Below are 14,114 nucleotides of genomic sequence, written 5' to 3'. Positions count from 1 at the left end.
CCCCTTGCAGGGGGCAACACCAGCAGCCTGGCGAAGCCAGTTCTGCGGTGTTTCTGGAAGGGCGTGCGTGGTGTCTGAAGCCTGGTCGGAGGTGCTTATAAAAATTTATATAAAAAACGGCCGTAGCGCTTATTTAATAAGTGCAAGCAGCTACTAAAGTGATAGCTATTTGCTGCCACGGTGTGCCAGCGTAGCAGCTGTCCGCGGGCGGGCGCTGGGTGCTTTGGGGTTCCGGCATCGGGGCTGTGGTTATTTGGCGGGCGAGAATCCAGTCTTTTCAAAAATGGCGCTAATACCCATGCAACGACGTACTGCAACCCTGGTTTCCTTGCTGGCCCTGGCCGGACTGGCCGCTCCCGCGTTGGCTGAACCGGCCTGGCCGACCAAGCCGGTGCGCATCCTGGTGGGCTTTGCTGGCGGCTCGTCGCCCGATATTTCGGCCCGCACTTTGGCCGATGCGCTGGGCAAGGTGCTGGGCCAGCCGGTGATCGTGGAAAACAAGCCCGGTGCCTCTGGCAACATCGCCGCGGATGCGGTGGCCAAGGCCACCGACGACCACACCCTGGGCGTCGTCATCAACGGCAACCTGACCTCGGCCAAGATGCTGTATCCGCAGCTGCCTTATGACCCGGCCAAGGACTTCTGCTACCTGTCGCTGCTGACCACCGCGCCGCTGGTGCTGGTGGCGCCGGCCAGCCTGCCGGGCGGGGCGGCGTTCTTCGAGGCCGCGCGCCAGGGCGGCGCCAGCTGGAACTACGGCTCGCCTGGCAATGGCACGGTTGCGCATCTGGGGCTGGAGCTGCTGGCCGCCAAGGTGCCGGGCATGGCGCCGCTGCACATCCCGTTCCAGGGCAATCCACAGGCGGTGACGGCCTTGCTGGGCGGACAGATCCAGATGGCTTTGCTGCCGCCTAGCCTGGCCATGCCGCAGGTGAAGTCCGGCAAGCTGCGCGCCATCGGCCTGGCCGGCGGCCGCAGCGCGCTGGTGCCCGATGTGCCGTCGCTGGCCGAAGCCGGGGTGCGCGACTTCAACCTGGAGGTGTGGAACGCGCTGATCGGCCCGGCCAGTCTGTCCAAGGCTGCCCAGGCCCGGCTAGCCATCGAGATCGCCAAGATCTACCGCGACCCCGAGGTCCGCGCCAAGCTGTTCCACCAGGGCTGGCAGGCGGTGGGCACCTCGCCCGCCGGGCTTCAGCGCCGGGTGCAGGAAGAGATGGGCCTGATGCGCGGGCTGATCGGGCAGAAGGGGATTCGGCTGGAGTAAGCCGGCTAATCGTCCACCGAGGCGCTCCAGCGGTCGCCCCAGCCCTGGCCGGCCTGGTCCCATTCGTTGATTGCGCGCCGCTGGCGCTTGGTGGGGCGGCCGTGGTCCAGGCTGTGCGCCGGCTCGGGGGCCAGCCGGCGCTGTTCGGCAGCAGCGGTGCGGGCCTGCAGGCTCTCGGGGGTTTCGCTGTACAGGGTTTGGGCTACCGGTGCCGGGCCGCGGGCCTGGCTGATGCCGACCACCACGATGGTGCGCACCACCGGCCCGCTGCGCAGCGTGATGTGGTCGCCGGCCTTGACTTCGCGGGCCGGCTTCACGTCCTGGCCGCCAACCTGCACCCGGCCCTTGTTGACCTCTTCGGTGGCCAGGCTGCGGGTCTTGTAGAAGCGTGCCGCCCAGAGCCACTTGTCTATGCGTAGTTTGTCCATGGTCAGGTATTCTGAACCAGTGGCAGGCGCACCGTGGCATTCAGGCCGACGCGATGCCCTTGCAGCTCGCGGTTCACCAGCGCAATCTGGCCGCCCAGGGCTTGCACGATCTCGTGGCAGATGGCCAGGCCCATACCCGAACCGTGGTGCACATCGCCGGCCGAAAACGGCTGGTACAGGCGCTTCGCCAGCTCGGCGCTGATGCCCGGGCCGCTGTCGGCAATGCACAGGCTGGCCTGCCCACCGTCGGCCACCAGCTGCACCTCCAGCACGCTGCCGACCGGGGTTTGCTTGATGGCGTTGTGCAGCAGGTTGCGCGCCAGTTCGCGCAGCATCCAATCGTGGGCCAGTACCGGGGTAGGCGTGGTGTGGATGGCAAAGTCTATGTCCTTGTCGGCCAGCAGCGGCGACAGGTCGAGCGCCACCGCGCGTACCACCTCCGACCAGTCGCGCACGCTGGCATTGGCCTGCTGCCGCAGCTGCTCGACCTTGGCCAGGGCCAGCATCTGGTTCGCCAGGGTGGTGGCGCGGTCGACGGTGGCGTTGATTTCCAGCAGCGCCTGGCGTGGCTCGACGTCGTTGCGCAGCGCCGACTGGACCTGGGTTTTCAGCACCGCCAGTGGGGTGCGCAGCTGGTGGGAGGCGTCGCGCACAAAGCGCTTCTGGTGGTCCAGCAGGTGCTGCAGCCGGTCCATCACCTGGTTGGTGGCGTCGACCAGGGGGCGCAGTTCGCGGGGCGCGTCGGGGGCGCTCAGGTGGGTCAGGTCGCCCTCAGGCCGGGTCTGCAGCAGGTCGCTGAGCTTGCGTACCGGCCGGGTGGCGCGCTGCACCACCAGTACCACCACCAAGGCGATCAAGGCGATCAGCGCGGCCTGGTGCCACAGGGTGTCGAGCAGGATTTGCCGTGCCAGGGTGTGGCGCAGCTCCAGGGTTTCGGCCACCTGGATCACTGCCATGGCGCGGCCGGTATCGCTGGCCACGGGCTGCAGCAGCACGGCTACGCGCACCGGCTCAACGCCTACGGTATCGTCATAGAAATCCACCAGGGCCGAGTAGGTGGTGCGGTTGGGAATGGTGCCGTGCCAGAACGGCAGCTCGGCAAAGCCGGACACCATTTCACCGCCCAGGCTGGAGACGCGGTAGAAGATGTTGCTCTTGTTGTCGGCCTCGAAGGCCTCCAGCGCCGAGTAGGGCACGGTGGAGCGCAGCACCGATTTCTCGTCGTAACCGTCCACGTCCAGCTGTTCGCCAATCGACTTGGCCGATGCCAGCAGGGTGCGGTCGTAGGCGATGTTGATGGCGGCCAGGGTCTGCCGGTATTGGTTGACCGAGTTGATGGCCACCACCGCCAGCACCGGCAGCAAGATGCCCAGCAGCAGGGTGCTGCGCAGCGAGCGGGTGGGGCGGGCGGGCCAGTTCATGCGCTGGCTTTCATGCACTGGCTTTCAGCAGGTAGCCCAGGCCGCGCAGGGTCATCAGCTGCACGCCGGTATGGCTGAGCTTTTTGCGCAGCCGGTAGGCGATGACTTCGATCGCTTCGAACTGCACCTCCTGGGCGCCGGGGAACACCAGTTCGAACAAGCGCTCCTTGGTGACCGCGTGGCCTGGCTGGGCCAGCAGGGGGCGTAACAGCGCCAGTTCGCGTGGGCTGAGCTCCATGATCTGGTCCAGGTGGTAGACCGCGCCACTCTCTTTTTCATAGCGTAGCGTGCCAACTGTGATTGCACTGGGGGCCGATTTATCTTCAAAGTCGGCGTTGCTGTCGGCGCTGCGTCGGGCCAGCGCGCGCAGGCGGGCTTCGAGCTCTTCCAGGTCGAAGGGCTTGGGCAGGTAGTCGTCGGCGCCGGCGTTCAGGCCCAGCACCCGGTCGCCCACGGTGCCGCGCGCGGTGAGTATCAGCACCGGGGTGCGCAGGCCTTCCTTGCGGGCCGCGGCCAGCACCTGCAGGCCGTCCATGCCGGGCAGGGTCAGGTCGAGCAGCACCACATCGGGCGGGTTGGTCAGCCATAAATCGAGTGCCACCCGCCCGTCGCCGCAGGCTTGCACGCGGATGCCGCGCCGGCTCAGGGCCCGCTGCAGCGTGGTCTGCATGGCCGGATCGTCTTCAACAAGGAGCAGTTTCATAACCCCCGACATTAGCATTTCCCCTAGTACATTCCGACAGCGAACTGACAGGCAAGCGATGCATGATCGGCAGGTTCGTCCATTCCTCAGGAGACAGTTATGCGTCGTGATGCTTTTTTGAAGTCCTTGGCCGTGTTGGCCGCTGCCGGAACCCTGCCCATGGCAGCCCGTGCCAGCACCAATATCAAGATGATGATTCCGGCCAACCCCGGTGGCGGCTGGGACACCACCGGCCGTGCCTTGGGCAAGGCCATGACCGATGCCAAGGTGGTTGACACCGTCAGCTTCGACAACAAGGGCGGCGCAGCCGGCGCTCTGGGCCTGGCCCAGTTCGTCAACGGCAGCAAGGGCGACCCCAATGCCTTGATGGTCATGGGCGCCGTCATGCTGGGCGGCATCATCACCGGCAAGCCACCGGTCAGCCTGTCGCAGGCCACGCCGCTGGCGCGCCTGACCACCGAGTACAACGTGTTCGTGCTGCCAGCCAATTCGCAGTTCAAGAACATGAAGGAAGTGGTCGAGCAGCTGAAGAAAGACCCCGGCAGCATCAAATGGGGCGGCGGTTCGCGCGGCTCCACCGAGCACATCGCTGCGGCCATGATTGCCCGCGATGCAGGCGTAGACCCCTCCAAGATCAACTACGTGGCCTTCCGTGGGGGCGGTGAAGCCACTGCGGCCATCCTGGGCGGCAACGTCACGGTGGGCGGCAGCGGCCTGAGCGAGTTCTCCGAATACATCAAGACCGGCAAGATGAAGGCGCTGGCCATGACTTCGGGCACGCGCCTGAAAGGCGTGGACATCCCGACCCTGAAAGAGCAGGGCATCAACGTGGAAATCGGAAACTGGCGCGGCGTGTACGGCGCGGGCGGCATCACCCCCGAGCAGCGCAAGACGCTGACCGAGCTGATCATCAAGGCCACCAAGTCCAAAGCCTGGGCCGAAGCGGTCGAGAAGAACAACTGGACGCCCGCCGTGATCTCCGGCGCAGAGTTCGAGAAGTTTGTCGATGACGACTTCGCCAGCCTGCGCGCCACCATGGTCAAGTCGGGCATGGTGTAAGGCGATGGCTCAGTCTATGAAAACCTCCCAGACCTTGATCGGTCTGGGCACCGCGGCTGTGGGTGTGGCAATGGCCGTGGGGGCCCTGGACATCAAGTCCGATGCGGGCTACTCCGGCGTTGGCCCCAACTTTCTGCCTTGGGTGGTGGCGGTGGCGCTGATGCTGTTCGGCGCGCTGCTGGTGTGGGAGTCGCAGTCCGGCGGCTTCCGTTTCATGGAAGAGCCGTCCGGCGGAGAGCGGGCCGACTGGCCCGCCTTCGTGTGGGTGTCGGTGGGCATCTTGCTCAACGCCGCCTTGATCACCACCATCGGTTTCATCTTGAGCTGCACCCTGTGCTTTGTGCTGGCGGTGCGTGGCTTTAAATCGGCCGAAGGCCGGCTCGATATGAGCCTGCGCTCCTGGGTGGTGGACGGTGCGGTGGGCTTTGCGATTGCCGCGCCGGTGTACTGGATGTTTACGCAACTGCTGGCCATCAATTTGCCTGGCTTGACGCAGACGGGATGGTTGTAATGGATATTTGGAACAATTTATTGCAGGGTTTCATCACGGCGGGTACGCCGGTGAACCTGCTGTGGGCGCTGGTGGGTTGCACCCTGGGCACGGCCATTGGCGTGCTGCCCGGTATCGGCCCGGCTACCGCAGTAGCGATGCTGCTGCCGATCACCGTGAAGGTCGAGGCCACGGCCTCGATGATCTTCTTTGCCGGCATCTACTACGGCGCGATGTACGGTGGCTCGACCACCTCCATCCTGTTGAACACGCCGGGTGAATCGGGCTCCATGGTCACGGCCATGGAAGGCAACAAGATGGCCAAGAATGGCCGTGCCGGCGCCGCCCTGGCGACGGCCGCCATAGGCTCGTTTGTGGCGGGCACCATCGCCACCGTGCTGGTGACCTTGTTTGCGCCGCTGGTGGCCACCTACGCGATCCGCCTGGGCCCGCCCGAATACTTCATGCTGATGCTGCTGGCCTTCACCACGGTGAGCGCGGTGCTGGGCAAGAGCACGGTGCGCGGCCTGACTTCGCTGTTCATCGGCCTGGCCATGGGCCTGGTCGGGCTGGACCAGCTGACCGGCTCGGCCCGCTACACCGGTGGTGTCTCGGAGCTGATGGACGGCCTGGAAGTGGTGCTGATCGCCGTCGGCTTGTTCGCCGTCAGCGAAGCCCTGTACAACGTGATGTACGAAGGCCGCACGGTAGAAACCGCCAACCCCATGAGCAAGGTCCACATGACCAAGGCCGAGTGGAAGCGCTCCTGGCCAGCCTGGCTGCGCGCCACCGCCATCGGCTTCCCGTTCGGCACGATCCCGGCCGGCGGCAGCGAGATTCCGACCTTCCTGAGCTACGCGGTCGAGAAGAAGATCTCCAAGAACAAGGAAGAGTTTGGTACCACCGGCGCCATCGAAGGTGTGGCCGGCCCCGAAGCCGCCAACAATGCGGCCATCACCGCCACGCTGATCCCGCTGCTGACCCTGGGCATCCCGACCTCGAACACCGCGGCGATTCTGCTCGGCGCGTTCCAGAACTACGGCATCCAGCCTGGTCCGCAGCTGTTCGACACCAACGCCAACCTGGTCTGGGCGCTGATCGCTTCGCTGTACATCGGCAACGTGATGCTGCTGGTGCTGAACCTGCCCATGGTCGGCCTGTGGGTCAAGCTGCTGAAGATTCCCAAGCCCCAGCTGTACGCCGGTATCCTGATTTTCGCTACGGTCGGCGTCTACGGCATGCGCCAAAGCGCGTTCGACCTGGTGCTGCTGTACGGTATCGGCCTGCTGGGTGTGGTGATGCGGCGCTTCGACTTCCCGACCGCACCGGTGGTGGTCGGCATGATCCTGGGCCCGCTGGCCGAAGCCCAGATGCGCAATGCGCTGTCCATCGGCGAAGGCAAGTGGAGCATCTTCCTGGAACGCCCGATGTCGCTGACCCTGCTAATCGTGGTGCTGTCGGTGCTGTTCTTGCCGCGGCTGCTGAAGATACTGACCGCCAAGAAAAAGATCGTGCTGAACTAAGCCCTGATCTGCTACTGCCTAAAGACCGGCGCACTGCAAAGTGCCCGGTCTTTTTTTATACAAAAATGCCTTCTAGCGCAAATACTACCTGCGCCAGCAGCTATATTTTTGATAGTAATCAGTCGCGCGCCCGGTGCGGCTGCTTCCACAGCAGTACCAGTCCGATGACCAGCAAGGCCCAGCCCAGGCGCGATAGCCAGCGCGGCCAGGCGGGTGCTGCCTGCAGCACGCTGGCTTCGCGCACAAAAATCGTTTCGCAGGCACCGCTACCGGTGTCGTCGCGGCTGGTCGACGTGCCTCTGAAGAACGCGAAGCCGGCGTTGTGCGCGTATTCCACCAGGCTGCCGCGCAGGCGGATCTGATCGCCCACCTGCATGCCGCGCAGCTGGCGGGCAATGCGCGGCGAATCGGTCAGCAGGTGGTTGTTCGATAGCGCGCGCACATAGTCGGGGCGCCAGATCTCATCGCTGTCGGTGCTGAAGTAGCAGACGAACTGGCCGCTGGAAAAGGCCATGCGCTCATAGGCACCGGCCGCCGCATTGGCGCCCCACACCACACACAGGTCGACCACGTTCAGGTGGTCGTTGCTGGCGGCGTGGATCCAGTCCCACCAGGCGTCGGAGTCGTGCCGGCTGACCACCAGGCCCACCAGTTCGTAGTCGTAGCGTGGGGTGATGCGGTAGTCGACCTGGCCAACGCGGGCCGTGAAGGCGGCGCTGGCAGTGGCGGTCTGCAGCGGCTCGGTCAGCGTGGCCGGTGCCAGCCGTTGGTGGGCGGGCAGGCTGCCCTGGCTCCACCAGCCGGCCGCGACGCCCAGCAGTCCAAACAGTAGCAGGGTGTGGGCGTTGAGGCGTTGCAGCATGGCGAGCCGATTGTCGGCCAGATTGGGCTGCTGCGGGCCGGCGAGAATACCCGCATCGGTACCTGGCGGTACATGAAAGATTTATCTGCGACAGATACGGTAGCGGCAATGACACAACAAACAACACGGTATTTTTTCAACCCATTCCAAGCAGGCCGTGGCCTGGGCTGGCGGGCCGGCGGGCTGCTAGCTGTAGCGGTGTTTCTGGCCGGCTGTGCCACGGCGCCGGTCGAGGTCAACCAGCCGCCGACGGTCAATCCGCCTGTCGCCAAGCGCCTGCCGCGCATAGGCCTGGCCCTGGGCGGCGGTGCAGCCCGCGGCTTTGCCCATGTGGGCGTGCTGCAGGTATTGGAAGAGGCGGGCATCCGGCCGGACCTGGTGGTGGGTACCTCGGCGGGCAGCCTGGTGGCGTCGCTGTATGCCAGTGGCAAGACCGGTGCCCAGATGCAGCTGGTCGCCGAGACCATGGAGGAGGCCGCGTTCACCGACTGGACTCTGCCGATCTTCAGCCGCGGCATGCTGCGCGGCGATGCGCTGGCCCGCTACGTCAACGCCCAGGTGGCGAACCGGCCGATCGAAGCCATGCCGCTGCCCCTGGGCATTGTGGCCACCGACCTGAACAGCGGCGAGGCCGTGCTGTTCCAGCGCGGGGATACCGGCACGGCGGTGCGCGCGTCCAGCGCAGTGCCCGCGGTGTTCCAGCCGGTGAAGATCGGTACGCATGAGTACGTGGACGGCGGCCTGGTGTCGCCGGTGCCGGTGCGGTTTGCGCACCAGATGGGCGCCGAGCTGGTGATTGCTGTCGATATCTCTAGCGCGCCCGAGGGCAATCTGGCCAACGACACACTGCAGATCCTGCTGCAAACCTTTGCCATCATGGGCAAAAGCATCAACACCTACGAGCTGCGCGACGCCGATGTGGTGGTGCGCCCGTCGCTGCTAGGCATCAAGAGCGCTGATTTTGCGGCCCGGCGCCGTTCGATTCTGGCCGGGCGGGCGGCGATGCTGCAGCTGTTGCCGCAGCTGCAGGCAGCGCTGCTGGCGAAGAGTCGGTAGCTATTTGCCCCAGGCTACAGGCAGAACGAGCCCTTCCAGAAACACCGCAGAACTGGCTTTGCCAGGCTGCTGGTGTTGCCCCCTGCAAGGGGGTGGGCGAAAAGTGCGCAGCACTGCAGCCTGGGGGTGAGCCATTAATAGCAGACGAAAAAAAAGCCCCGTCCGAAGATGGGGCTTTGAAGGGATCCCTGAGCCTGATGGCATCGAAAGGACCCGAGGAGACAACTGGCGAAACCGAGGTTTCAAAAGGTCATTGTCTATCCGGGCTAGGCAAAAAGCCAGGGTCAACCTTTGGAATTAACGCTTCTTGGTGGCAGCAGCGGCGGTGTTGCCAGCAGCGGTCACAGCAGATGCGGCAACAGCCTTGAAGTTGGCTTCAGCAGCGTCGGAAGCTTGCTTCACAGCCTTTTGAACCGATTCAAAAGCGTTGTTGGCGGCGGTCACGGTGCTCTTCAGAACAGCCACGGCGGACTCGGAGCCAGCAGGTGCGTTCTTGGTAGCGGATTCGATCAAGCCAGCAATCTTCTTCTGGGCTTCAGCGGTTTGGCCTTCGATAGCCTTGCCGAATTCAGTGCTCGTGCCTTGGGCGATGTCGTACAGGTGACGGCTGTAAGCAGCGGTCTTTTCAGCCAGAGGCTGCAGCAGGCCAGCTTGCAGAGCCAGCAGTTCTTGTGCGTCTTTCACGCTCAGAACAGCTTGCGAATGGGTGGCGACTTCAGACAGGGCAGCCTTGGAAGCGGTCAGGTTCAGTTCCACCAGCTTTTCGACGCCTTCGAAAGCCTTGGTCGTCAGACCAAACAGGGTTTCAACGGTAGCCTTGTGGGAAGCCAGAACTTGTTCAGCAGTCAGCATATAAATCTCCGATTAATAAAAAACAAAAATAAGATCCAATATCTGCGCTGTGACTGGCCTGGGCCGGTTTATGTTGCAGTGCAGCATGGATTAAATTATAGGCCGTCTACCAGAGCTTGCAATAGGCTTTTGCTGCGCTGCAGCATATTAGTGATTCGACTCTATCGACCAGCTAATCCATCACTGAGACATATACGCCGTGCACGCTTTCTATTCGGACCACTATGTTTTGCCCCTGCCACAGGGCCACCGTTTCCCCATGGCCAAGTACCGCATGCTGCGCGACCGGGTGGCGCAGGAGTTGCCGCAGGTGCAGATGCTGGAGGCTCCGCGCGCCAGCGACGGCGAGCTGGCCCTGGCCCACCATCCTGCCTACATACGGCAGATAGCCGACGGCAGTATCCAGACCTTGCAGCCGCAGGCGATGCGCGAGATTGGCTTCCCCTGGAGCGACGCCATGGTGGAGCGGTCACGCCGTTCTGCGGGGGCGACCGTGGCGGCAGTGCGGGCGGTCATGGGCGGGCAGGGCATTGCGGCCAATATGGCGGGCGGCACGCACCATGCCTCGGCCGACAAAGGTGGTGGGTTTTGTGTTTTCAATGACGCGGCGGTGGCGGCCCGCGTCGCGCAAGCCGAGTGGGGGCGTGCCCACGGTCCGCACCGCAAACCTCTGCAGGTGGCGGTGGTCGATCTGGATGTGCACCAGGGAAATGGCACGGCGCAGATCTTTCAGAACGACGCCAGTGTGTTTACCTTGTCGCTGCACGGGGAAAAGAACTTTCCTTTTCGTAAGGAAGCCAGTGACCTGGACGTGCACCTGCCCGACGGCTGTGCCGACGATGCCTATATGGAAGCGCTGGAGACTGCGCTGGACCAGCTGGCGCAGCGCTTCGAGCCCGGCCTGGTGATTTACCTGGCGGGCGCCGACCCATTTGAAGGCGACCGCTTGGGCCGGCTCAAACTGACGTTTGACGGCCTGCAAGCCCGCGATCGCCGCGTTTTCGACTGGGCCTGGCAGCGGAGTGTGCCGCTGGCCTTTGCGATGGCCGGCGGCTACGGTGTGCAGATAGAAGAAACGGTACAGGTGCAGATCAACACCTATACCGTTGCCGTGGAATATGCCCGCCGCTGGCGGGCAAGAGTAGCTTAGGCCGCTAGGGCTTCGATTTCGCGCTCGGCCGAAGCCAATGCTGCAGCCTTGGCATCGGGACCCATGGCCAGGCCTTCGGCGCGCACAAAGCGTACGTCCGTGATGCCCAGGAATCCAAACACCACGCTGAGGTAGCTTTCTTGGTGTTCCATGGCACGGCCGCCTTCGGAGGCCGAATACACGCCGCCGCGGCCCAGCGCCACGATCACGGTCTTGCCGCCGGCCAGGCCCACAGGGCCTTTTTCGGTGTACTTGAAGGTGCGGCCCACTTGGCAGATGCGGTCGATCCAGGCCTTGAGCTGGGTGGGGATGGTGAAGTTGTACAGCGGGGCGCCGATGACGATCACGTCGGCGGCCAGAAACTGCTGCACCAGCTGTTCCGAAATCGCGTTTTCAGCGCGTTGCACGGGCGTCAGGCTGTCATCGGCAGCCGGCAGGCGAAAGCCCAGCGATTCGGCCGATAAATGGCTGGGCGTGGCCACGGCCAAGTCCAGTTGCTCTAAGGTGGTGCCGGGGTGGCTGGCTTGCCACTGCGCGGTGATCTGGGCGGTGAGGGTGCGGGTGACGGAGTTGGAGCCGAGGATGCTGGAGTCGATGTGGAGCAGTTTCATGGAATGTCTTGGGAGTTGAAGCCTGAAAGGCGATGGATGGATTGTTCCAGCTTCACAATGGGCTGATAAGTGGGTGAAAATGCGATGCATCGTTCTACTGGTGGAACAATGGAGCCACAAATGCAAGATCTCAATGACATGGCTTACTTTGCCGAGGTGGTGGAGCGTGGCGGTTTTGCGGCTGCCGGGCGGGCGCTGGGCCTGCCTAAATCGCGCCTGTCGCGCCGGGTGGCCGAGCTGGAGGCCCGGTTGGGCGTGCGCCTGCTGCAGCGCACCACCCGCAAACTGTCACTGACCGAGGTGGGCGAGATCTACCATCGCCATTGCATGGCCATGCGCGACGAAGCCGACGCCGCGGCCGATGCCGTGGCCCAGGCGCAAACCGAACCGCGTGGCACCATCCGCGTGGCCTGCCCGGTCACGTTGGCACAAACCACGCTGGGCGAGGTGATACCGCTGTTCCTGGCGCGCTATCCACTGGTCAAGGTGGACATGCGGGTCAGCAACCGGGTGGTTGATCTGGTGGAGGAGGGGGTGGACGTGGCTCTGCGGGTGCGCCCCACCCTGGAGGACAGCGGCAGCCTGGTGGTCAAGAGCTTCGGGTCGACGCATTCTTTGCTGGTCACCAGCCCACAGCAGCTGGAGCGCCAGGGCCGGCCGGCCACGGTGGATGACCTGGCCCGGTTGGACTCGGTCAGCATGTCGGCCACCGAGGGGCGGGCGGTATGGCATCTGCTGGGGCCGGACGGCCAGGTGCATGCCGTGCAACACCAGCCGCGCTATGTGGCCGATGATTTGCTCACCCTCAAGCTGGCGGTGCTGGGTGGCACGGGGATAAGCATCTTGCCTGCTTATATGTGCACCGAAGAGCTACGCCTGGGCCAGCTGGTGCCGGTGCTACCGGGCTGGGCACCGCGCCCCGGGGTGTTCCACGCGGTGTTTCCGTCGCGGCGCGGCATGGTGCCGGCGGTACGGCGGTTTCTGGATTTTCTGGAAGAACGCGCGGTGGGAGGCGATCTGATGGCCTAAGCCTTCAAGAACAAATCCCGGTCGGGTGCGAAGTTGGCGTGCAGTGGCAGCAATGCACCGCCCAGAGCCCGAGCGTCCGAGCCTATGCTGCCGGCCACCAAGGTGGTGCGCCACAGGCCTTCCCAGTTGTAGTCTGCCAGCGCCAGCCGGGTGCGCTCCAGCAGCAGTTCCAGCAAAGGCCGGCACAAGGAGCCGTCAATCACCACTGCTTCCAGGTCCAGAAACGCCGTGCCGCTGAGCACGCAATGGGCCAGGGCCGAGGCAGCCTGGGCTACCCAGGCATGGGTTTCGGTGGCGAAAGGTGCGAGCAAGGCACGGTCGTCGTAAGCCGCCGTGGGGTCCAGGCCCTGGGCCAGCAAACGCTGCTCCAGCTCCCAGAGCGAGGCATGGACCACCAACTGTTCGGGGGCTGTGCCCGGCGTGTGCGGCAGGTGCATGGGCAAAGAGGCCACCGCCCCGGCGTTGCCGTGCAGGCCGCCATGTAGGTGCGAATTGATGACCAGGCCGCCGCCGACAAAGGTATCGATGAACAGATAGAGAAAAGTCTTCAGATCCCGGCCACGCCCGGAGACCAGTTCGGCCACGCAGGCGGCGGACACATCTTTGGCAAAGTTCACCGGCAGATCGGTCATGGCCTGTACCTCGGCGCCCAGGTCGATGGCATTCCAGTCGGTGGACTGGGCTTCGGACAAGCCCAGCATCTTGTGCCAGCCTCCCATCTGGAACGGTGCGGCCACGCCTATGCCTACCAGCCGCGGGCCCAGCGGGCCGAGCGCATCGCGCAAGGTGTTCAGGTGCTGGGACAGGGCGGGCAGCAGGGTTTGCGCATCGGGAAATGCATAGGCCAGGGTCAGGCGCTGGCGCACTTGGCCGGTGAAGTCCACCAGCAGCCAGTCGGTATTGCGCCGGCCGATCTTGATGCCGATGGAGAACGCACCGTCCGGGTTCAACGCCAGCGGCACCGAGGGCTGGCCGATGCGGCCGCGCAGCGGCAAATGCCGGATCAGCAGGCCGTCTTCTTCCAGCCGGGTGGTGATCAGGCCAATGGTCTGTGCCGTCAGGCTGGTCAGGCGTGCCAGCTCGGCCTTGGGTAGGCTGCCGTGCTGCCGAATGGCCTGTAGCACCACCCGCTCGTTGAACTGGCGCATCCCCACATGGTTGGAGCCGCGCGGGCGCAGCAGAGGCGGGGTGGACGAGAGGGCGCTGGGGGGAGTCATGGGCGTAAATTTTCGCCGATCACCCCTTTGCGCAGAATGAAGTTGCCGAAGGGCTGCAGCTCACCCGTCAACACGATGGCGTAGATGCTTTGCACTCTTTCGTAGAAAGCAAAACGCTCGATGGACTCGGGCTGCTGACCTGGTAACAGGCTGGGCTGCAGCATATCCAGTACTTCGCGTTGCAGGCCGGAGCGGTACGGCGGGGTGGTGCCGGACACCTGCATGAAAGCGACCGGGCTTTCCACGTCGCTGGCCAGCGGCAGCACCGAAGCCACGGCTTGCACCGCCCGCAGCATGCTGCTGCCGGGCAGGTGCAATACCGGCTTGCCGGCAGCCAGTCGCATCGCGGTGAAGTTGGCATCGGCCAACAGCACGGCGTCGTCGTGCCCCATCTCGGCCAGCACCTTGAGCAGGTCGGGCGTCAGCAGGGGGTCTATTCCTTTGAGCAT

The 14,114-nt window shown here is 64.4% G+C and carries 15 protein-coding genes; 7 read left to right on the top strand and 8 right to left on the bottom strand.

The window, feature by feature from the left end; translation table 11 throughout:
* Positions 1-298: 298 nt before the first annotated feature.
* Positions 299-1,264, top strand: a complete 966-nt coding sequence (locus tag BLT66_RS03380; RefSeq protein WP_255406745.1) for a Bug family tripartite tricarboxylate transporter substrate binding protein — start codon at positions 299-301, stop codon at positions 1,262-1,264.
* A 5-nt stretch (positions 1,265-1,269) separates the two neighbouring features.
* Here BLT66_RS03380 and BLT66_RS03375 read toward each other — a convergent pair whose 3' ends face one another.
* Genes BLT66_RS03375 through BLT66_RS03365 form a run of 3 tightly spaced genes read right to left on the bottom strand, consistent with a single transcriptional unit; the run spans position 1,270 to position 3,816 of the window.
* The gene (locus BLT66_RS03375) at positions 1,270-1,692 is read right to left on the bottom strand and encodes an RNA-binding S4 domain-containing protein (RefSeq protein WP_092755716.1); all 423 of its coding nucleotides are present in this window, start codon (positions 1,690-1,692) and stop codon (positions 1,270-1,272) included.
* Between the two features lie 2 nt (positions 1,693-1,694).
* Complete coding sequence (locus BLT66_RS03370; RefSeq protein WP_092755714.1) at positions 1,695-3,113, bottom strand: sensor histidine kinase; 1,419 nt, start codon at positions 3,111-3,113, stop codon at positions 1,695-1,697.
* A 10-nt stretch (positions 3,114-3,123) separates the two neighbouring features.
* The gene (locus BLT66_RS03365; protein ID WP_092755712.1) at positions 3,124-3,816 is read right to left on the bottom strand and encodes a response regulator transcription factor; all 693 of its coding nucleotides are present in this window, start codon (positions 3,814-3,816) and stop codon (positions 3,124-3,126) included.
* A 99-nt stretch (positions 3,817-3,915) separates the two neighbouring features.
* Here BLT66_RS03365 and BLT66_RS03360 point away from each other — a divergent pair, with 99 nt between their 5' ends.
* Genes BLT66_RS03360 through BLT66_RS03350 form a run of 3 tightly spaced genes read left to right on the top strand, consistent with a single transcriptional unit; the run spans position 3,916 to position 6,888 of the window.
* Positions 3,916-4,875: a Bug family tripartite tricarboxylate transporter substrate binding protein gene (locus BLT66_RS03360; RefSeq protein ID WP_092755710.1), complete on the top strand. Its 960-nt coding sequence runs from the start codon at positions 3,916-3,918 to the stop codon at positions 4,873-4,875.
* A gap of 16 nt (positions 4,876-4,891) precedes the next feature.
* Complete coding sequence (locus BLT66_RS03355) at positions 4,892-5,386, top strand: tripartite tricarboxylate transporter TctB family protein (protein ID WP_255406744.1); 495 nt, start codon at positions 4,892-4,894, stop codon at positions 5,384-5,386.
* Positions 5,386-6,888: a tripartite tricarboxylate transporter permease gene (locus BLT66_RS03350; RefSeq protein WP_092755706.1), complete on the top strand. Its 1,503-nt coding sequence runs from the start codon at positions 5,386-5,388 to the stop codon at positions 6,886-6,888. Before BLT66_RS03355 ends, BLT66_RS03350 begins: the two co-directional genes overlap by 1 nt.
* Positions 6,889-7,006: 118 nt before the next feature.
* Here BLT66_RS03350 and BLT66_RS03345 read toward each other — a convergent pair whose 3' ends face one another.
* Positions 7,007-7,750, bottom strand: a complete 744-nt coding sequence (locus BLT66_RS03345; RefSeq protein WP_092755704.1) for a hypothetical protein — start codon at positions 7,748-7,750, stop codon at positions 7,007-7,009.
* Positions 7,751-7,858: 108 nt separating this feature from the next.
* Here BLT66_RS03345 and BLT66_RS03340 point away from each other — a divergent pair, with 108 nt between their 5' ends.
* Positions 7,859-8,806: a patatin-like phospholipase family protein gene (locus BLT66_RS03340; protein WP_092756990.1), complete on the top strand. Its 948-nt coding sequence runs from the start codon at positions 7,859-7,861 to the stop codon at positions 8,804-8,806.
* A gap of 297 nt (positions 8,807-9,103) precedes the next feature.
* On the opposite strand, the gene BLT66_RS03335 is transcribed toward BLT66_RS03340, so the two are convergent.
* Complete coding sequence (locus BLT66_RS03335; RefSeq protein WP_092755702.1) at positions 9,104-9,658, bottom strand: phasin family protein; 555 nt, start codon at positions 9,656-9,658, stop codon at positions 9,104-9,106.
* A 199-nt stretch (positions 9,659-9,857) separates the two neighbouring features.
* Here BLT66_RS03335 and BLT66_RS03330 point away from each other — a divergent pair, with 199 nt between their 5' ends.
* The gene (locus BLT66_RS03330; protein WP_255406743.1) at positions 9,858-10,808 is read left to right on the top strand and encodes a histone deacetylase family protein; all 951 of its coding nucleotides are present in this window, start codon (positions 9,858-9,860) and stop codon (positions 10,806-10,808) included.
* Here the strand turns inward: BLT66_RS03330 and BLT66_RS03325 are convergent.
* On the bottom strand, positions 10,805-11,419 hold the full coding sequence (locus BLT66_RS03325; RefSeq protein WP_092755698.1) for an FMN-dependent NADH-azoreductase: 615 nt from the start codon (positions 11,417-11,419) through the stop codon (positions 10,805-10,807). The two genes, BLT66_RS03330 and BLT66_RS03325, sit on opposite strands and share 4 nt — an antisense overlap.
* 120 nt (positions 11,420-11,539) lie before the next feature.
* On the opposite strand from BLT66_RS03325, the gene BLT66_RS03320 reads away from it, so the two are divergent.
* Entirely contained in the window at positions 11,540-12,448 is a 909-nt protein-coding gene (locus tag BLT66_RS03320) for a LysR family transcriptional regulator (RefSeq protein ID WP_092755696.1), read from the top strand.
* Here the strand turns inward: BLT66_RS03320 and BLT66_RS03315 are convergent.
* Positions 12,445-13,665, bottom strand: coding sequence for an ROK family transcriptional regulator (locus tag BLT66_RS03315; RefSeq protein WP_092755694.1), 1,221 nt, complete (start codon positions 13,663-13,665; stop codon positions 12,445-12,447). The genes BLT66_RS03320 and BLT66_RS03315 overlap by 4 nt on opposite strands.
* Positions 13,662-14,114: an RbsD/FucU family protein gene (locus BLT66_RS03310; RefSeq protein ID WP_092755692.1), complete on the bottom strand. Its 453-nt coding sequence runs from the start codon at positions 14,112-14,114 to the stop codon at positions 13,662-13,664. The genes BLT66_RS03315 and BLT66_RS03310 overlap by 4 nt, the downstream gene beginning before the upstream one ends.

The sequence above is a fragment of the Rhodoferax sp. OV413 genome (assembly GCF_900104385.1).
Lineage (GTDB): Bacteria > Pseudomonadota > Gammaproteobacteria > Burkholderiales > Burkholderiaceae_C > Rhodoferax_B.
Note: the sequence above shows the minus strand (reverse complement) of the source record. Positions and strands in the feature narration are given on the sequence as shown.